This window comes from Neobacillus sp. PVCKKU3, from assembly GCF_058323225.1.
This window is the reverse complement of the sequence record NZ_JBLVQN010000047.1, coordinates 20,511-38,778: the sequence shown is the minus strand read 5'-3', so window position 1 is coordinate 38,778 and position 18,268 is coordinate 20,511. Positions and strand designations below refer to the sequence as shown.

The window sequence follows — 18,268 nt, the reverse complement described above, 5'->3', positions numbered from 1 at the left end:
TTAGTAGAATATAACCAAGCAATCAATATCAATTGTTTCGTTTCATTTAATTTGTTATAATTAAGTGTTTTTAACATTCTTGAGGGGGAAAACCATTAATATGTCAGTAGAAATTGGCAGCAAAGTACAAGGTAAAGTAACAGGCATTACTAATTTCGGAGCTTTTGTAGAATTACCGGATGGATCAACAGGTCTTGTGCATATCAGCGAGGTAGCGGATAGCTATGTTAAAGATGTAAATGACCATCTTAAAATAGGCGACCAAGTTGAAGTAAAAGTAATTAGTATGAAGGACGGTAAAACTTCCTTGTCCATTAAAAAGGCAGTTGATAGACCCGAAGGACAAAGTCCATCTTATTCTCAACGCCCATCACGTCCGGGTGGTAGAGGGGATAATCGTTCCAAAGACTTTCGTTCAAAAGGTAATTTCAAACCAAAAGAAAGTTTTGAAGATAAAATGGCTAAATTTTTAAAGACTAGTGAAGAAAATTTGTCTACCCTAAAACGCAACAGTACTGCAAAACAGGGTGGTAGAGGTGGAAGACGCGGATAATTTGCTGCGATTTTTATCTTTCATCATATAGGTAAAGAGGCTGACCCAAAAGGTTGTTGAAAGACGACACTTTTGGGTCAGCTTTTTATTTGGCTTTTTTCTATATGAATGTTGCTTTTCGAATATCAAGTTAGAAGGAAATTCAGCAAGTAAATTTTAAAAAGGTATTATTAAGATCTCATATGTTACCTAAGCCAGGCTCTCCGCCTGGCTTTTTGGTGTGAATTCCCGCCTGTAAAATAGTTTGGAAAGTAAATCAGGTATTTTGGAAAGTATTTGGCCAGAAAGTGTAAGTAAAATCGTAAAAATGGAAAGTAACTGCCCCAATTGGAAAGTAACCACTACAAATCGGAAAGTATATCCAAATATATGGTAATCAACCCAAAAAGTTACCTTTTTCGGGAAAGTGAACCCGTTAATTTACGAAAACAGCTTTTTATTCTTATTTTAATGTGACAGGAACGAAGTAGATTCTGAGACTCAGCAGAAAAGTGCGGGAATTTGTAGAATATAGAGGAATTTTAGAAAATATAGAGAATTATTTAGTTTATTCGGAAAATTCCTAATAAAGAAGTGGGGTTGTATTAAATGTTTGTCTCAGAACAATTAGAAGAACATGTAAAGCTGCAGCCGGACAAGGTGATTACCGCTTATCAGGGCAGGGAGATGACCTACGCTCAATTGTACCAGCAGGCGAAAAATTTAGCCGGGTATTTCCAGGAGAAGGGCTATCAAAAGGATGACATCATTGCGGTCTATCTGCCCAACTCTGATTATTTTGTAATCTGTTATTATGCCTGCCAGCTGGGCGGATTTTCGGTCATGCCCGTCAATACCAAGTTAACTGCACCAGAAGTGGAGTATATTTTCAACCATTCTGAAGCGAAAGCGATCATTTATGATGTAAGGTATGAAGCCCAACTGAATCAGATTTCCTTAGAGCAGTTTAAGGACCGTTTAGCAGTAGGCGGCGAGGATACATTACTAGCAGTTTTAGCAGACGACAAAATCCCTTTTCAGCCTGTGAAGGTTGATGAGGATGATACAGCGGTTGTTTTTTACACATCCGGAACGACTGGCAAGCCCAAAGGGGTTATGTTATCAGCCGGAAATGTCCGTGCGGCTGCTCAAATTTGGTCAGATGTAATGGAAATAACAGCAGCTGACCGCATGCATATCGTGACCCCGCTGTTCCACTGTGCTGCGAGCCATTGTTTTACTGTTCCTACTATTTATAAGGGTGGTACAGTGGTAATTGAGGAGGCTTTTTCACCTGAACAAACCTTGAGGACAATGGAAAAAGAAAAGGTGACCATTTTCTTTGGAGTCCCGGCCATCTATAGTATTCTATTAAATACTCCTAAAATGGCAGAAACTGATTTATCTAGGCTACGTTTGTTCACGTACGGGGCGGCTCCTATGCCATATGAGCTGGTCCGTACGGTTAAGGAACGCTATCCTGATGTAAAAGTACAAAACTTATATGGCCAGACAGAAAATTCACCTGGAGCTACAACCTTAAAGGACCATTATGCACTGGACAAAGTCGGTTCTGTCGGCGAACCATTGCCAGGGCTTGAGGTGCAGGTGGTTGATGAGTTTGGCGAGACAGTACCAACGGGGGAAGTAGGGGAAATCGTTGTTAAAGGGCCGCTTGTGATGAAGGGATACTTGAAAAATGAAGAAGCCACACGGCAGGCTTTAAAAAATGGCTGGTTATACAGCGGAGATTTAGGCCGATTTGACCAGGATGGACTATTATATATCGTCGACCGAAAAAAGGATATGATTAACCGTGGCGGCGAAAACGTCTATCCCGTCGAGGTTGAAGAAGTCCTATATCAAATTCCGGAAATCTTGGAGGCAGCGGTTGTCGGCGTCCCGCATCCTATTTACGGTGAAGTCCCAAAAGCATTTGTGGTCCCTAAAGAAGGAAGGACACTTACAGAAGAAGACGTCCTCACCTACTGCAAAACAAAACTGGCTAAATACAAACTGCCCGTGGAACTAGACTTTCTTGACACATTACCACGAAACGCGAGTGGAAAAGTCCTGAAACACGTTTTACGGGGATAAGCATGGAGGAAGCAGAAAATGGTTTTCTGCTTCCTTTCTACTGTACTTAGCAATTATGGTCAATTGTTCGCCCAATTATATTATTTTACGAGAGTATGCCGTTCAATTATCTTTATTTGCTTTTTGAATGATAGATGTTTTGGCAATGAAAGGGAAGTTAAGCTAGCAATAATCGCAAGTGCAGCAGCCGTAATAAATGAATATAAATGAGTGCCAAAAGTATCGTATAACCAGCCGCCAAGAAATGAACCCAAGGCAGCTCCTATTTGATGTCCGAAGTATGCCCAGCCATTTAAGATGCCAAGTAAACGTGTTCCATAAAGATCACCTAAAATAGCTGTGGACATAGCAACAGACCCCGACCACACTAATCCGCCGCTAAATGCTACAATAAATAGCTGCCAATTCGTTGCTGCTAAAACTAAACCTAAAAACCCAAGGCCGCGAACAAAATACACTAAAAATAAAATATTTTTTCTAGGGAAACGATCTGCGATGTGACCTAAGACAAATGTACTGAACATGGCAACAATCCCAATTAATCCAACACCAAAAGAAGCAACCATTGGCTCAAAATGATGATCGATTAACATAGGTACCCCATGAGAACCTAAAAGATTCATCCCAAACCCGCAAGCGAATAAGCCTAGAACGATTTTCCAATAAGCATTTGTCTTTACAGCATATCTCACATTAATTTCTGGTAGTTCTTGTTTTTCCAGACTGCCGACAGGTCCTATCATGTCAGCCCCTTCTGGAACATTCTCTCTCATAATAAAAATGGCAGATGGAACAGTGATAAAGATGAATACACCTGCAAATATCAGAAGAGTGTGCTTCCACCCTACAAGGTGAATTAACCACGTTTCTAGAGGGGTCATAACGGCAATACCGGCCATTCCACCTGTTGCCAGATAAAAAAGTGCTTTACCTCGTTGCCTAACAAACCATTTACTGACAATAGGGGATAATGAGACATTGCTTAAAAAGGAAAGCCCAAGTGATAGAAAGACACCAAATGAAAGAAGAAAAGAAACAAGCTCTTTGCTGTTGACCGTCCACACGATTGATAAACAAACAATCGTTAATCCCGTTAAAATCATAAAACGCGTACTTAAAGTTTTCAAAAGAAGCCCCGCGATTGGCATTCCGATTCCATAAACAATCATCCCTATGGCAACAATGATCGAAAGCTCCGTTCGAGACAGATCTAAATCCTCCATAACTGGTTTAATAAAAGGGCCAATTCCCATCCGCATTCCATTCGAAAGCAAAACAATAATGGTCGCAGATAGAACAATATACCAACCATAATAAGGACGTTTGTTGTTATTCATGTTCAATACTTCTTTGTTTTTCGCTAAAGGAAGCGAGTAATGTTTGTTTTCTAGCCAATCCCATACCCTCCTGTTTCCCCTTCTCTATAGAAAAAATTATAATACGGTATAATTGATAAGAAAAATATATTTGTATTATTGTAGGTATAAGAATTTCTTATATCGTAAGGTGGTGTTTGAATGAATGGAGCTAAGACAGTTAACTTACTTCACCGAAGTGGCGAGACTAAATAATTTTACAAGAGCAGCCGAACGGCTAAAAATCGCTCAACCGGCTCTTTCACAACAGATAGGTAATTTGGAACAAGAACTTGGCGTGAAGCTCTTTAAACGAACTGGGCGAGGAGTGGCATTAACAGAGGCTGGGGAGCAATTCTTTATTGGCGCTGAAAAGACTTTAGCTGAAGCGCAAAAGGCTAAAGACTCAGTTAAAGAGGTCATAAACGATCCGCATGGCACCATTATGGTAGGGGCGCTAGAATCCCTAGTACAAACTAGGCTGCCAAAGTTGCTCGTAGAGTTTGGGAAAGAGTACCCTGGGATTAAAGTGTTTATAAGGGAGAACACGACTGAACCGCTGCTAGATGCTCTGAAAAAGGGAGAATTAGAGCTTGCCTTGGCCCACGGCTTGGATGTAAAATACTCACCGCATTTACTAAATTTAGTTACGATAAAGGGGATTTGCTCCAAACCATTATATCAAGATGAATTGGTTTTGGCCGTCGCCAACGGACACCCACTGGAAAAGAAAAAAACAATTTCCATTAATGAGCTTAGAGAAGAATCATTTGTATCCTTTAAAGCGGGGTCCGGAATTCGTTCGCAACTAATTGCGGCGTGCCTTAGAGAGGGGTTTGAGCCACTTATTGCATACGAGTGCGCCTCTCCACGAACTCTGGTGGCAGAGGGACTAGGAGTTTCCGTTCTCCCGCGTTTAATGGCGGAGTCCCCGGGACCTTCTATTTCTATTTTGAACTTGGACCCTCCTCTTTCACGCTGGGTTTCTATCTTTTACTGTGAGGGACGATATCTATCACCGTGCGCGAAGATTTTTTTGCGTTTTGTGGAGAACTACCTTGCTTCTGAAATGGAAGGCTGAGCATCCGGATTGAGGTAATGGCCGACATAAATTTTTTATAAAACCAATAATTAATATTCTATGGTTTAATACATTTTTTTGAAGCGACCAAAAATAATAAGCCCCAAATCAAAGGGGGCTTATTATTATTTAAATTATTCTAGACCAAATTGAGATTTATTCTGCAGCTTGTTGCCTTGGAACATTAACGAAACATTTGCTCCAATACTTCCTTTACCTGGATATGAGTACATGACGGTATGAAATTGTGTACCCTTTTCTCCAGATTCTGAAATAATTTCTCCTTCACCACCGACGATGGCAATTACCTCTTCTAGTGTCATACCGTTTTGGATTTTGTTGAACTGATCTATTGAAATTTCAACTCCTGATCCTCCACCTAAACCAAACTGTGCCTTATTGATTAATTTCCCACCTTGGAACATCATACTAGCACTTGACATAAATCCATCTGTTTCGAATTCATACATGACTGTGTGGAATTGAGTACCTTTTTCACCGGATTCAGATAGAAGTTTTCCTTCTGCTCCAACTACTTTTACAACTTCCTCATATGTCATGCCGTCTTTAATTTGTTCAAATTTTTCTTTAGTTAGGACACCTTCTTTTGCAGCAGGTTTTTCTTCTTTTTTTGTTGATTCGGCTGGCTTACTAGTTTCTGCAGGTTTACTTGATGTAGTTTCCTTATTTGTGTTTGTGGAAGCAGTGTCATCTCCACCACCAGAAGCAATCGCCCCGATTATTCCTAAAATAACTAAAGCAATTACTCCTAAACAACCAAACTTAAAAATCTTTTTCATACTAAAATTTCCCCCTTATTTCTAATTATGGAAAAATTATAGCATGATAAAATATTCGTAGAGTAACCAAAAATGGTAATTCTATGACAAATTAAATTTATTGGATAAGAAAATACAAAATCAAAAAGAACAGATTCATTTCAAAAGCAAAAACAACAGTTTTTTTAGTTAAAAATGGGTACGGTTCCGGTTTATCTTTTTGTACAAAAGTTATTCAATGATAATTAAATTGCGCATTCAAAAAAATCATAATTCAGAATATCTACGATGGAATTGTTAGATGTAGATTCTGATACATCATATTTTTCATTGAGTTCATCATAAAAGCGCTGACTAAATTTATTTAGCAAAATGTCATAAAAGTAGGCGATTGGATTTATGACTGATTTAGTGAATTTTAATTTCGAATGAGCTGTTTAAAGGCTTCAATGGCTACATCAAGCATCTGCTCTGTGTTGTTTTCGCTTAGATATTTATAGGCAGCAATTTGTGTCATATGCCAGAATTCCTCAATGGTCTTGGCATCAGAATAAAAGTACTTTACTAGCTCGACAAACTCATTTGGAACATGATTGCCAACATAGCTATGATCTAATTCCAACGGTTCTTCTTTACGTTTATTAATCTTTTGATCTTTTTCTGTTTTAAAAAGATTACTAGTTTCTATTGGCTGGCTCATTTTTTCCGGTTTAGGTGGTTCATTTGCAGGAAAACGATTAAAAACATATAAGTTGCTAGTCTGTGAGCCGTTTTTTCTCTCTGTTTCGTATACGGTGATGATCCCGAATTCCTTTGCTTTTAAAACCATCCGTTTAAAGGTAGACCGGGATATGCCATTTTCGTGGTATTCCTCGTTTATGGCCTTCAGAATGGTTCCAATTTTGGCATTGCAGACACCAGAAATCTTGGCGGCAAAGCGGACGAGACGCTTTAAGCCTACGATTTCGCCTTTGGAGAAGTCGGCCTTGTGCTTAAGCAGCCACTGTTCGAAATGGTGATTAAATTCGGCGAGACTAGTAAATTGAGAAAACTCTTCAAAGTGTTCAATACTGGCTGATTTTAAACTCATTTGGATGCGCCGCCCTTTATGATCTGTTTAGTAGGCCAGTTCCTCGTTAACACACACGGTTCTGGTACATTTAAGATATCGGGTTTGGCAGAATGAGTCGAATTCACTCATTTCCAATTTGGAGCAAATTTAGGTAGGAAAATGCAATTTTCGGCTCCAAATTGGAAATGAGAAGGCCAATTTCACGATTTTCGTACCGATTTAATAGTTTTTAAGTTTGGGGAGGAAAATCCCAGGTGGGAGGGGAAATGGAACAAGAAGAAAACAGTGGTTGGAAGAGTTTAACAATATTCAGGGTGCTGAGACTAAACTTTTATATTAACATGTGCGTAAACGAAAAAAGGCTAAGCCGAGTCCAAAACAAACACTTTGCTGTACCATAGTTCAGGTGTTATCAAATTGTGCAATAGAAATAACCGCATATCAATACCGATGCCCGTTATAAATGCTGTTAATAACCCCTAAAACTCTGGTCTTTGTCTTTTAAAAAAAGAATTACCACATATCAGTATTAAAGCTATTATGATTTCCCAACTTTCAACAGTAAGCCCCACATTTTTGGACAATCCCACTAAAAGTGCATCAAAAGGATCTTTTTGTATACATTTTTTTCAGTCCTTTTACAAAGAAATTTTGTTGCAAATGCAACAAAGATAGGTTAAATTTAATCTATAATATTTTTATTGCATTTGCAACAAAAAAATAACGCACTAAGGAGTTAATAATGAAGGAAATTCTTCGTGAAATCGGTATGATTGCTAGGGCGTTAGATTCGATCAGTAATATAGAATTTAAAGAATATGACCTTACAAAAGGGCAATATTTGTACCTAGTGCGAATATGTGAAAATCCAGGAATCATTCAAGAAAAGTTAGCTGAGATGACAAAAGTAGATCGAACAACTGCAGCCCGTGCGATAAAAAAACTTGAAATGAATGGTTTTATAGAAAAGAAAGACGATCAACATAACAAAAAAATTAAAAAACTCTTTCCAACAGAGAAAGGGAAAAATGTTTATCCTTTTATAAGACGTGAAAATGATTATTCCAACACCGTTGCATTAGAGGGGTTTTCCGAAAGTGAAGTAGAAACCATTTTCAATCTTCTTCAAAGAGTAAGAAAAAATGTAGAAAAAGACTGGGAATTTGTCAAAAAGGGAAATAAGAGAATTTATTGAAGGAGCGAAATATAAAAATGACTATAAATATAAAGAAATGCACCCTTGAAGATTTACACACCCTTCAAGAAATTAGTTCTGAAACATTTAACGAGACATTTAAGGATCAGAATTCACCCGAAAATATGATTGCCTATTTGGAAAGGGCATTTAACTTAAAGCAATTAGAAAAAGAATTATCTAATCTTTCTTCGCAATTCTTTTTCGTTTATTTTAATAATGACTTGGCTGGATATTTAAAGGTCAATATCAATGATGCTCAGTCCGAAGAAATGGGTGAGGAATCGCTTGAAGTTGAAAGGATTTACATAAAGAAAGAATACCAAAAACATGGGCTTGGTAAATACCTCCTAAATAAAGCGCTGGAATTTGCCATGGAGCGTAATAAAAAGAAAATCTGGCTGGGTGTATGGGAAAAGAATGAAAATGCCATTGCTTTTTATAAGAAAATGGGGTTTGTTCAAACGGGGGCACACTCTTTTTATATGGGGGATGAAGAACAAACGGACTTTATTATGACCAAAAAACTCGTATAAAAGGTGGGTATTTTGTATATTCCGAAATATTTTTAGGTCTGATGCTGAACTTCCTTTTTCTGTTATAATGGCTTGTAGACAAATCGATAAAAGGAAGTGTTTTCTTACTTCTTGAATATTTTAAAAAAACATGGAGGCTCATTATGAATTGGATTATGACCCTTCTCGCTGTTATAGCAGGTATATCTATAGGTACTCAAGCGGGAATTAATGGAGGTTTAGGAAAGAAAATCGGGGTAATTGAAGGTGCTTTTGTTTCGTTTGCTATTGGTACATTAATCTTATTAGTGTGTACTATTTTTCTAGGTAAGGGGAACCTTTTAAACGTGTTCTCAGTTCCAAAATGGCAATTAACAGGCGGATTGTTAGGAGCTATATATGTGCTGGTTATGGTATTAGCTGTACCAAAAATCGGAGTGGCTACAACCATTGTATCCGTTATATTAGGCCAAGTATTGATAAGTGGAGTAATTGATCATTTCGGTCTTTTTGGAGGAAAACAAATTCCTTTTGATTGGCAAAGGGGTATTGCTGCTATTTTACTAGGAGTTTCATTATTCCTTATGTACAAAAAATAACGATTTTCTTAACAATCATATTCTTTTATTTCATCATCTTTTCTGTGCTCTTTTTTATATGGCAGAGGTCTTTCTGTTTAATTGAAGATTCACAGTTTGATAAAATTAGAGATAGCTTTTAATAAGGAGAGCGGACTATTCCTATTGGAGTCTACTCTCCTTATTTGGGTTGTTTATAAATTGGATAAAGAATCAAATTTATTATTTTTCCTTTACAATCAAGGCCGAAATCCAGCCTTCGACTCCGTTTGCGGTTTCAACCTTTAGCCACTTAATTCCTTTTGAATCCACTTGTTCTTCATTCAAAAAGCGGATGATTTCTCCATTTGTAATCGTGTAAAGACGTGCTGCGGTCAGTGTGGGAGCTTCCCTAATATTTCCGCCTTCTTTATATTGCTTATTTAAAATAAATTCTTTTTGAACAGGGGAAGCCACGGTTGTTTGTACGGGCATATGTTCTTGGTTTAACCAAGCTTCAGCTTTCTTCCATTTTTCTGTATACCACTTATTTGGAATGCTGATGATTGCCACTGTCAGCAAAATTACTAATGTGGTGGCAGAGTAGAAGGTCCATCTTTTCAACCTTGTCCTATTCCTTTTCCGTTTCATGAAAAGCTGAATGATTTTGTTGAAAAAACCTTCGAGCAAGGCAAACATTCCTTCAATGATCTCAATCCAAACAGGTATGCCAGCTTCTCCTGCTTCTCTCTGTCTTCTTTGCATCGTGCAAACGAATGTCATGATTGGATAAGAAATGAGATATAGCATTTTTTTCAACAAACGGGCCAACAAGTTTAAAAAAGGCGGAACAAGGTACAACAACATCAGCCTTACGAGCTGCAGTAGAACAAAGAGAACCAAAAAAATACGCAACCATTCCGGCAGGGCAGAGATAGGTGACCAAATCCAAAACAGCTGTTTTAAAATGGATTCCACAATCGCTAATCTCCTTTATTTAGATAGGATTGAAGTTCTTTCCTTGGACTATCAATCTGTTTTTTTCTATTGCTGTTTTCCAGATTAACAGGGAGATAGGGGAACAGTTTTTTTAGCTTGGCCAATCTTTGTTCTGCCTCAAACTGGTTAATAGAGTGATCGTTGATCAAGTTTAAAAGTTGTTTGTTTACCTCATATTTAAAGGATCGATTTTGACTAAACTCGGATTCCACTAACCGTTTTGCCATTTCATTCTTTTCTCCAAGCTTCCCTGCCGTGATAAAATCACCTGCTTGAAGGGCTTCTTTAATGGAGGCCGAAATCCGGCGAGCTTCCTCTAAGTCGAGAGCCTCTTGATAGGCAGATAGTTCTGCGTTCCGGTCTAAATCTGCAATCGCCTCATCATGGTGCTGGTCGCGAATACCTTGCCGGATCAAAACTCTAACATTTCTAACCACAATCCCAGCCTCTCTTAACACCTTGACCAATCTTGATGTTTGAAAAAATTCTTCAATATGCCGGGCAAAACTCAAATCCTCTTCAATCGGATAAAATCTTGCTTCCGATTCCACCCAGAAGGGCAGATTGTTGTTAAAAATGTCACCAATTTCTCCTGCATTTTGTTGAACTAACAATTCTGGGTGTTCAACGGCAATATCGATAGATAAATTGACAGAAAAGCTTCTGCCTCTAGTTGCCGAAGGGATTTCCTCATTGTAGGTGAAGGTTTGCTGCTGCATATTGACGGTATAAACTCTTTTATATTTGCCAATCCGCAATTCACTCCGTGTCAAACGCTCTCCATTTTTAACTGCAAAGTGTTCGTTGTCATTATTAACATAAACAAAGGCATAAGACATAGACGACGCCGGCGGTTTTTCCAAAAAGCTAAATTTCACGTCCTTAATGTCTTCAATAAAATTCATTAGGCTACTCCCTCCCGGTTAAGGTCACTTATACTTGTCTACATTCTATGCAGAAAATCAGCAGAAAAGCCCCTCTATCTTTGTTATAGGAAAAAGGTACCCCATACCTTTTTAAGCCAGGTATCATGATATTATTTTGTCAAAAAATATCCACACATTTTGCAAGAGCACCATGACCGCATTCTTCATTAAACACTAAATATTAAGTAAAGGATTTTTTTTGTAGGAAGGACAGTGTTTGATGATGGCAAGGTATCGAATGGTTCGTACAGACTTTTGGTCCAATCCAATTGTTTTGGAAGAGATGACCCCGGAGGACAGGTATTTTTATCTCTATCTCCTTACCAATCCACAAACCACACAAATTGGAATCTATAAAATTACGAAAAAACGAATGGCTTTTGATTTAGGCTATTCGATTGAGACGGTTCATTCCTTAATGGAACGATTCATCGAACATCATAAATTGATTCGTTACAATCCTGAAACGAGGGAGCTCGCGATTAAATACTGGGGGAAAGATAACCTGCATAAGGCTGGCAAGCCGGTCATGGACTGTATTTTTTCCGAATTAAAGAAGGTCGAGGATTCAACGCTTATTTATTATGTTTCGGAATCCATACAAAGAGAGGAAATCCGCAGCCTCTATGAATCTTTTTGTAAACAAGACGAGATGCCTTTTCTCAATGAAGTTAGCGATCTGGATGAAAATGATACATATATCGATGAGGAATACGAGGCGATAGACGATACGTTCACGCATCGTTATACGATAGGTGGGCAAAAAGAAAAAGAAAAAGAAAAAGAAAATAAAAAAGAAAAACAAAAACAAAAACAAAAAGCTTTCCATCTCACTCCACATACAGAGAATAATCAAAAAACAGATGATGTCAAAGAAATTATTGAGTTTTGGGACGCTAATGGATTTGGTTATACGAACGTGAGTGCAAAAAAGCAGTTGTTGTCGTTGTTGGATGATTCTTAAATTTGGTTAAATGCTCATTATTAATCTTAACGTTGTAGACAGGTATATCTATTATGATCAGAAATATAATTTAAAGAGAATTTACACTATATAAGACTTGTTAAATAAAAAATACGTTCAAATTGAATTCCCACAGGCAAGTAAAGAAAAAGATATCAATGATTGAGAGAGAATTGATTTGATGTAAAGCCCCCATCGTCCACTAAGAGAGGGGATTTTACACGGCAATTTTTTGCCGCTAGTTAAACAAAATTTAGCGTTTTTTAGAAAGGGGGGGATGCCCAGAAGTTGTTACAATGCTCAAAAAGTCTTTACCAAGGGAGGCATAATAATGGAAAAGTTAACTCCATGGAAAATAGGGACTTTAGGTCTTCAGCATGTTTTGGCCATGTATGCTGGGGCCGTTATCGTTCCCCTTATTGTTGGACCTGCGGTAGGCATGACACCGGAGCAATTGTCTTTCCTTATTTCCATCGATTTGTTCACCTGCGGAATTGCCTCATTACTTCAAGTAGTAGGAGGAAAGTATTTTGGAATTAAGCTTCCAGTTATATTAGGTTGTACTTTTACGGCAGTTGGACCGATGATTGCCATTGGAAAACTTCAGGGCATAACCGCAATTTATGGTGCCATCATCGTCTCCGGGATCATTGCCATGATACTTGCTCAATTCATGAGTAAAGTAATGAGGTATTTTCCGCCTGTCGTAACAGGATCTGTTGTAACAATTATTGGGATTTCACTCATTCCTGTGGCGATGAACAACGTAGCAGGAGGAGTAGGGGCACCGGATTTTGGGAACCTAAGAAATTTATTACTGGCGGCATTGACCCTAGTCCTCATTATCGTTATGAACCGCTACCTTTCAGGCTACATGAGAGCTGTTTCTGTTCTAATTTCCATGATTTTAGGTACTCTGGTTGCGATGGGGATGGGAATGGTGAATTTATCATCAGTTAGCCAGGCTTCCTGGTTTCACATGGTCCAGCCGTTTTACTTCGGGATTCCCACTTTCCATGTAACCGCCATCTTAACGATGATTCTCGTCGCCATCGTAAGCATGATTGAATCAACAGGTGTATTTTTGGCATTGGGGGATGTTTGCGAGAAGAAACTGGAATCGTCTGACATCAAAAAAGGATTGCGGGCAGAAGGTTTGGCTAGTTTTATAGGAGGAATTTTTAACGCTTTTCCATACACGACATTTTCCCAAAATGTGGGGTTGGTCGCCCTTACGAGAATAAAAACTCGCAATGTCGTCATTGCCGCTGGTGTGATTCTGATGATATTAGGATTGGTTCCAAAAGTGGCAGCGCTTACAATGATCATCCCAAATCCTGTTCTTGGAGGAGCAATGATTGCGATGTTTGGTATGGTTATTTCTTCTGGTATCAAAATGCTTTCCCGTGTCGATTTCCAAAAAAATGAAAATCTGCTGATTATAGCGATTTCGGTAGGAATTGGCCTGGGAGCCGCAGTTATCCCTGATGCATTTGCTAAATTGCCCGAGGGTTTGCGTTTGCTTTTCCAAAACGGGATAGTAATAGGAAGTATTACCGCTATTGTGCTTAACCTATTTTTAAATAAAAGGGAAGAACAAATGAATAATGATATATTAGAAGATCTTAAATCGGATCATTCGGCAGACGCAAGTATTTAATCATACATCGATTCTAAGGATCACTGTTTACTTTAAGTGATCCTTTTAAAGATTCGCAAATAAAAATTGCAGAATTGCAATTAAAGGGTGAATTCGCAAATAAAAAGGGGAGTTTCGCAAATAAATCACTTAAACTCGCAAATATATTATTAAAAATCGCAAATAAATTTGGGGGACTCGCTCACCTGATTTAGGTTCGCAAATAAAAAGGGGAGTTTCGCAAATAAATCGCTCGAAATAGCAATTATACTATTAAAAATCGCAAAAAAAGTCTGAAAATACTCTAAAATTTCTCGAAGGAGGTGAACAATATAGAAGCTATCATCCTAGCAGCTGGATATTCCAGCAGGGCGAATGCCTATAAAATGACTCTGCCGCTCGGGCATATGACCGTATTGGAGCAAACGATTTCTAAATTTGAAGGAATAATCAGCAGGGCTATCATCGTAGCGGGGTTTCAGGCGGAAATTATCCAGGAGGAAATAGCAAAAATCAGCAGTAAAAATGCCTATTCATTCGAGATGAAGTTTGTTTATAATGAAAACTTTACTCAGGGGATGTTTAGTTCTATCCAAAAGGGCTGCCATGAAGTGAATGACCCAACCCTCTTATTAACTCCAGGAGATTGTCCGCTTGTTAAGAAAGAGACCGTTCAGCTAATCGCAAAACACAAAGGGGATGTAGTTATTCCCAGCTTTAATTATAAAGGTGGTCACCCTATTAAATTATCAAGTGATGTGAAACAGAAAGTTCTTGATACCGATCCAACAAGCAATTTACGGATGGTCCTCGCCAATTACGATAAGAATTATCTGAATGTAGATGATCCGGGTGTTTTAATGGATGTCGATACGCCGGAGGATTACCAAGAAGCCATGGATTATTTTAAAACTAAAATGGCTTATACAACGTAATGGGGGCAAAAATGAATCATAAAATATCATTCTTATTTATAAAATTGTAGGAAGAGGTTTCTATTAATAAATAATGAGTCGAAGGGTGTTGTTGTATGTAATGAGTCTCAAAGACATAAGCACCGCAGTGCCCAAAAAGGACCATAGTGGTAAAGTGTCGGGCCAGTTGGCTTATATTAGTGACGTGAAAGTGGAAAATATGGTTTATGGTGTTTTGGTTCGTTCGCCCATTTCTTATGGAAAAATCAAATCCATTCAATTGCCAAACTTTCCTGAAGGGTATGAAGCGGTTGGGGCAGAGCAGGTCCCTGGTCCGAATGTTGTGAAAATCATTCAAGAAGATCAGCCCATTTTTGCCAATGAGTGGGTTAATTATATTGGGGAACCGATTCTTATGCTCGTTGGAAAAGAGCTGGATATCCTGTACCGTTTGCTAAATGAAGTGAAGATTGAATTTGAAGAACATCAGGCTATTTACACATTGGATGATGCCATCCGGCAAAAATCAGCACCCGGGGTTACAATGGCAAGCTATGAATTTGGAGAAAGCTTAGAGGTCATTTCCGCGATTGAGCAGGGAGCGTACAAAATCATTGAAGAGGAGTATGCTACGGGTTATCAGGAGCATGTCTACCTTGAGCCGCAAGGAATGCTAGGTATCTATAAGGAAGATGAAATTATCGTCCAGGGCTCGATGCAATGCCTTTATTATATAAAAAATGCGTTGATAAGCGCTTTAGCCTGCGGTGATGATGAAGTCAGAGTGGTTCAAAGCCCTACCGGCGGAGGTTTTGGCGGCAAAGAAGAATTTCCTTCGATGATGGCGTGTCACGTCGCGGTTGCTGCAAATGCCGTCAAGAAATCGGTGATGCTCGTGTTCGACCGCTCTGAAGATATGGTGGTAACGACGAAAAGGCATCCGGCCAAATTTAAATATCGAACGGCTATTGATGAAGAAGGAAATATTTTGAGCATGTGTGTGGATGTCTTTCTTGATGGAGGAGCAAATGCTGGCTTAAGCTCAGTCGTGCTGCAGCGTGCCTTATTAAACAGCGCTGGCGTTTATAAAATTCCACATTTTCATGCAAAAGGGTACGTCTTAAAGACCCATACCGTTCCAAATGGGGCCTTCAGAGGGTTTGGAGCTCCGCAAAGTTTTGCAGGAATCGAAAGTCATATGGGCCATCTTAGTAAACTAGCAAACATCGAACCACTTGAATATAAACGAAAATACCTCGTCAAACAAGGAGACCCCACCATTACCAAAGGCCAATTCCGCGACCCAATCTTAATGGAAGACATGATTGAGGATTTGCTTAATGCGTCAGATTTTAAAAAGAAAAAAGGGGAGTTCCAGCGTTTCAATCAACAAAATCTGCGCTATAAAAAAGGCATCGGAACTTCGCTGTTCCTCCACGGCTGTGGATTTACAGGCAGCGGCGAAAGAGATCATATTAAAGCAACAGTCAAGCTGGTTAAATCAAAGGACGACAAAGTTATACTAAAAATCTCCAATTCTGATATGGGACAAGGAATTTATACGACGTTGAGTAAAATTGTCGCCCAAGCACTTGACCTCCCGTTCGATAGAGTTTTGTACCCTGATCCCGATACAAAGGAGGTACCCGACTCCGGTCCGACGGTAGCTTCCCGGACGACGATGATTGTCGGAAAGCTGCTTGAACGCGCCGCAAAGAAACTGAAGGCGCAGTGGCAACCAGGGGTGGAACAGGAAGTAGTAGAGAACTATGTTCACCGTGAAATGATTCCGTGGGATGAGAAAACCTTCACGGGAGATGCCTACCCGGCTTATTCGTGGGGCGTCAATATCGTTGAAGTAGAAGTGGATACGTTAACAGGAAATGTAAAGCTGGAAAAAGTATACGGCAGTTATGAAGTGGGTAAAGCCATTGATAACCGGATTTTGAAAGGCCAAATTGACGGCGGCTTGGCGCAAGGGTTAGCGTACGGGTATTTAGAAAAGATGACGTCAAAGCAAGGAAGAATCCAACAAAAAAGCATTTCGGATTATGGCCCTCCGACTTCAATGGACGTGGTTTCAATCCAAAGCAAGGTCTTTGATAATCCTTATGCGGATGGTCCATACGGGGCGAAGGGTGCAGGAGAATTGACGTTAATCGGCGGCGCTCCAGCGGTTCAAGCGGCGATTGAGGATGCACTGCAAACGTCCTTTCGGCAAATTCCGATCACACCGGAAGTCATTATCGAAAGTCTATGAATGAGAGCGGGTGAGCATGGTTGATAAAATTTACGCTTAATGGAAGATTGGTAGAAACGGATGCCCCTCCCACAGCAAGATTACTAGATTTTATTAGGGATGAGTTTGCGTTAATCGGAACAAAGGAAGGCTGCGGCGAAGGAGAATGCGGAGCCTGCAGCGTGTTTGTCAATAATCTTCTGCAAAACAGCTGCCTTATTCCAATTGGTTCGATTGATGGAGCCGATATTGTAACGATAGAAGGGATCATGGAATCGGAACAATTTAAGATTTTGGATGAGAGCTATTCCAGTGCCGGAGGCGTGCAATGCGGTTACTGCATTCCTGGGATGGTCATGGCCAGTGCCGCATTATTATCCAAAAACCCTCATCCTTCGGAGGCTGAAATTCGGGAAGGGATTTCCGGAAATCTGTGCCGGTGTACCGGCTACAATATGATTGTGGATGCGATCAACCTAGCAGCGAAAAAAGGGGACGGCTTATGGCAGAAAAAATAACCGCATATCGCTTCGATCGTTTAGACCAAACGTTGAGCCAATTGAATAAAGAAACCTGTACTATCATTGCCGGAGGTACCGATGTCATGGTCCTTCACAAAAGCCGGAGGGGAGTCCCTCCGAAAATCCCGAACCCAGTTATTTTTATTGATCATCTATCTGAACTAAAGCGGGTCTATCAAAATCAAAAGGATCTTCACATCGGTGCCTGCTGTACCTATAGTGAATTACTTGAGGAACCGGTAATCCCGCTTCCCTTAAAGAACGCAATAAAAACGATTGCAGCACCTGCGATTCGAAATAGAGGGACGTTGGGAGGAAATATTTGTAACGCTTCTCCGGCCGGTGACACACTGCCACTGTTATATGTGTACAATGCCAAGCTTTTGCTGCGTTCCGTAAATGGCGATCGGGTCGTTGCGATTAGTGATTTTATTCAAGGGGTCCGAAGAGTTGGGCGTCAACATAATGAAATTTTGGCTGAAATTATCTTGCCGTCCGTGCTCGAAGAAGGTTCACATGTTGTGTTTGAGAAGGTCGGCAACCGCAACGCAGATGCCATTGCTAAAGTAGGGTTTGCAGGACTTATCCGGGTCAATGATTCTCGAGTCGAGGATGTCCGCTTTGCATTTGGAGCGGTCGGACCAACGATGGTCCGTTCTCTTGATATTGAGAAGAAGCTGCTTGGAAAAACCATACCATTAGCAGATACAGACATCGCTGAGGTTGTCGCAGCCTTCGATAAGATCATTCGGCCAATCGATGATCAGCGCTCGACAGCTATCTATAGAAAAAAAGTAGCTTTAAATCTATTACGTTATTTTCTTAGTTTGAAGCAATATCAACTGAATTAATTTTTCAAAAGAGTATTCGGAAGCAGTTAAAG

At 39.6% G+C, this 18,268-nt stretch carries 16 protein-coding genes and 2 pseudogenes; 12 read left to right on the top strand and 6 right to left on the bottom strand.

Annotated elements, in window-relative coordinates; translation table 11 throughout:
• The first annotated feature begins 100 nt into the window (after window positions 1-100).
• Together ACNQGS_RS24425 and ACNQGS_RS24420 are read left to right on the top strand one after the other, a co-directional pair.
• Window positions 101-553: a S1 domain-containing RNA-binding protein gene (locus ACNQGS_RS24425; RefSeq protein WP_491489598.1), complete on the top strand. Its 453-nt coding sequence runs from the start codon at window positions 101-103 to the stop codon at window positions 551-553.
• 588 nt (window positions 554-1,141) lie between these two features.
• Entirely contained in the window at window positions 1,142-2,629 is a 1,488-nt protein-coding gene (locus ACNQGS_RS24420) for a class I adenylate-forming enzyme family protein (protein WP_491489597.1), read from the top strand.
• An 80-nt stretch (window positions 2,630-2,709) separates the two neighbouring features.
• Here the strand turns inward: ACNQGS_RS24420 and ACNQGS_RS24415 are convergent, their stop codons facing one another.
• Entirely contained in the window at window positions 2,710-3,966 is a 1,257-nt protein-coding gene (locus ACNQGS_RS24415; RefSeq protein ID WP_491489596.1) for an MFS transporter, read from the bottom strand.
• A 184-nt stretch (window positions 3,967-4,150) separates the two neighbouring features.
• On the opposite strand from ACNQGS_RS24415, the gene ACNQGS_RS24410 reads away from it, so the two are divergent.
• On the top strand, window positions 4,151-5,065 hold the full coding sequence (locus ACNQGS_RS24410; protein WP_491489595.1) for a LysR family transcriptional regulator: 915 nt from the start codon (window positions 4,151-4,153) through the stop codon (window positions 5,063-5,065).
• A 134-nt stretch (window positions 5,066-5,199) separates the two neighbouring features.
• On the opposite strand, the gene ACNQGS_RS24405 is transcribed toward ACNQGS_RS24410, so the two are convergent.
• From ACNQGS_RS24405 to ACNQGS_RS24395, 3 genes and pseudogenes are all read right to left on the bottom strand, one after another.
• Window positions 5,200-5,865, bottom strand: coding sequence for a DUF3862 domain-containing protein (locus tag ACNQGS_RS24405; RefSeq protein ID WP_491489594.1), 666 nt, complete (start codon window positions 5,863-5,865; stop codon window positions 5,200-5,202).
• Window positions 5,866-6,262: 397 nt separating this feature from the next.
• Window positions 6,263-6,934: a hypothetical protein gene (locus tag ACNQGS_RS24400; RefSeq protein ID WP_491489592.1), complete on the bottom strand. Its 672-nt coding sequence runs from the start codon at window positions 6,932-6,934 to the stop codon at window positions 6,263-6,265.
• A gap of 324 nt (window positions 6,935-7,258) precedes the next feature.
• Window positions 7,259-7,524 (bottom strand): annotated as a pseudogene (locus ACNQGS_RS24395) (DUF6198 family protein); the annotation flags it as partial.
• Between the two features lie 134 nt (window positions 7,525-7,658).
• On the opposite strand from ACNQGS_RS24395, the gene ACNQGS_RS24390 reads away from it, so the two are divergent.
• From ACNQGS_RS24390 to ACNQGS_RS24380, 3 genes are all read left to right on the top strand, one after another.
• Window positions 7,659-8,111 carry a MarR family winged helix-turn-helix transcriptional regulator gene (locus ACNQGS_RS24390; protein WP_491489591.1) on the top strand — a complete coding sequence of 151 codons (453 nt, stop codon included), beginning with the start codon at window positions 7,659-7,661 and terminating at the stop codon, window positions 8,109-8,111.
• Window positions 8,112-8,128: 17 nt separating this feature from the next.
• Window positions 8,129-8,647 carry a spermidine/spermine N(1)-acetyltransferase gene (paiA, locus tag ACNQGS_RS24385; protein ID WP_491489590.1) on the top strand — a complete coding sequence of 173 codons (519 nt, stop codon included), beginning with the start codon at window positions 8,129-8,131 and terminating at the stop codon, window positions 8,645-8,647.
• A gap of 143 nt (window positions 8,648-8,790) precedes the next feature.
• Complete coding sequence (locus ACNQGS_RS24380) at window positions 8,791-9,225, top strand: DMT family transporter (RefSeq protein WP_491489589.1); 435 nt, start codon at window positions 8,791-8,793, stop codon at window positions 9,223-9,225.
• Between the two features lie 201 nt (window positions 9,226-9,426).
• On the opposite strand, the gene ACNQGS_RS24375 is transcribed toward ACNQGS_RS24380, so the two are convergent.
• On the bottom strand, window positions 9,427-10,161 hold the full coding sequence (locus ACNQGS_RS24375) for an SH3 domain-containing protein (RefSeq protein ID WP_491489588.1): 735 nt from the start codon (window positions 10,159-10,161) through the stop codon (window positions 9,427-9,429).
• A 5-nt stretch (window positions 10,162-10,166) separates the two neighbouring features.
• The gene (locus ACNQGS_RS24370; RefSeq protein ID WP_491489587.1) at window positions 10,167-11,087 is read right to left on the bottom strand and encodes a hypothetical protein; all 921 of its coding nucleotides are present in this window, start codon (window positions 11,085-11,087) and stop codon (window positions 10,167-10,169) included.
• A gap of 244 nt (window positions 11,088-11,331) precedes the next feature.
• On the opposite strand from ACNQGS_RS24370, the pseudogene ACNQGS_RS24365 reads away from it, so the two are divergent.
• The 6 genes and pseudogenes from ACNQGS_RS24365 to ACNQGS_RS24340 form a co-directional block, all read left to right on the top strand.
• Window positions 11,332-11,886 (top strand): annotated as a pseudogene (locus tag ACNQGS_RS24365) (DNA replication protein DnaD); the annotation flags it as partial.
• Window positions 11,887-12,403: 517 nt separating this feature from the next.
• Window positions 12,404-13,732, top strand: a complete 1,329-nt coding sequence (locus ACNQGS_RS24360; RefSeq protein WP_491489586.1) for a nucleobase:cation symporter-2 family protein — start codon at window positions 12,404-12,406, stop codon at window positions 13,730-13,732.
• A gap of 302 nt (window positions 13,733-14,034) precedes the next feature.
• Window positions 14,035-14,646 carry a nucleotidyltransferase family protein gene (locus ACNQGS_RS24355; RefSeq protein WP_491489585.1) on the top strand — a complete coding sequence of 204 codons (612 nt, stop codon included), beginning with the start codon at window positions 14,035-14,037 and terminating at the stop codon, window positions 14,644-14,646.
• A 73-nt stretch (window positions 14,647-14,719) separates the two neighbouring features.
• Entirely contained in the window at window positions 14,720-16,885 is a 2,166-nt protein-coding gene (locus tag ACNQGS_RS24350; RefSeq protein ID WP_491489584.1) for a xanthine dehydrogenase family protein molybdopterin-binding subunit, read from the top strand.
• Window positions 16,886-16,905: 20 nt separating this feature from the next.
• The gene (locus tag ACNQGS_RS24345; RefSeq protein WP_378581238.1) at window positions 16,906-17,382 is read left to right on the top strand and encodes a (2Fe-2S)-binding protein; all 477 of its coding nucleotides are present in this window, start codon (window positions 16,906-16,908) and stop codon (window positions 17,380-17,382) included.
• On the top strand, window positions 17,367-18,236 hold the full coding sequence (locus ACNQGS_RS24340) for an FAD binding domain-containing protein (protein ID WP_491489583.1): 870 nt from the start codon (window positions 17,367-17,369) through the stop codon (window positions 18,234-18,236). The genes ACNQGS_RS24345 and ACNQGS_RS24340 overlap by 16 nt, the downstream gene beginning before the upstream one ends.
• Window positions 18,237-18,268 lie beyond the last annotated feature (32 nt).

Excerpts from the sequence above, each read along its gene's own strand:
- ACNQGS_RS24425 (WP_491489598.1), top strand. The coding sequence starts at position 101 with ATGTCAGTAGAAATTGGCAGCAAAGTACAAGGTAAAGTAACAGGCATT.
- ACNQGS_RS24420 (WP_491489597.1), top strand. The coding sequence starts at position 1,142 with ATGTTTGTCTCAGAACAATTAGAAGAACATGTAAAGCTGCAGCCGGAC.
- ACNQGS_RS24415 (WP_491489596.1), bottom strand. The coding sequence starts at position 3,966 with ATGAATAACAACAAACGTCCTTATTATGGTTGGTATATTGTTCTATCT.
- ACNQGS_RS24410 (WP_491489595.1), top strand. The coding sequence starts at position 4,151 with ATGGAGCTAAGACAGTTAACTTACTTCACCGAAGTGGCGAGACTAAAT.
- ACNQGS_RS24405 (WP_491489594.1), bottom strand. The coding sequence starts at position 5,865 with ATGAAAAAGATTTTTAAGTTTGGTTGTTTAGGAGTAATTGCTTTAGTT.
- ACNQGS_RS24400 (WP_491489592.1), bottom strand. The coding sequence starts at position 6,934 with ATGAGTTTAAAATCAGCCAGTATTGAACACTTTGAAGAGTTTTCTCAA.
- ACNQGS_RS24390 (WP_491489591.1), top strand. The coding sequence starts at position 7,659 with ATGAAGGAAATTCTTCGTGAAATCGGTATGATTGCTAGGGCGTTAGAT.
- paiA (WP_491489590.1), top strand. The coding sequence starts at position 8,129 with ATGACTATAAATATAAAGAAATGCACCCTTGAAGATTTACACACCCTT.
- ACNQGS_RS24380 (WP_491489589.1), top strand. The coding sequence starts at position 8,791 with ATGAATTGGATTATGACCCTTCTCGCTGTTATAGCAGGTATATCTATA.
- ACNQGS_RS24370 (WP_491489587.1), bottom strand. The coding sequence starts at position 11,087 with ATGAATTTTATTGAAGACATTAAGGACGTGAAATTTAGCTTTTTGGAA.
- ACNQGS_RS24360 (WP_491489586.1), top strand. The coding sequence starts at position 12,404 with ATGGAAAAGTTAACTCCATGGAAAATAGGGACTTTAGGTCTTCAGCAT.
- ACNQGS_RS24350 (WP_491489584.1), top strand. The coding sequence starts at position 14,720 with ATGAGTCGAAGGGTGTTGTTGTATGTAATGAGTCTCAAAGACATAAGC.
- ACNQGS_RS24340 (WP_491489583.1), top strand. The coding sequence starts at position 17,367 with ATGGCAGAAAAAATAACCGCATATCGCTTCGATCGTTTAGACCAAACG.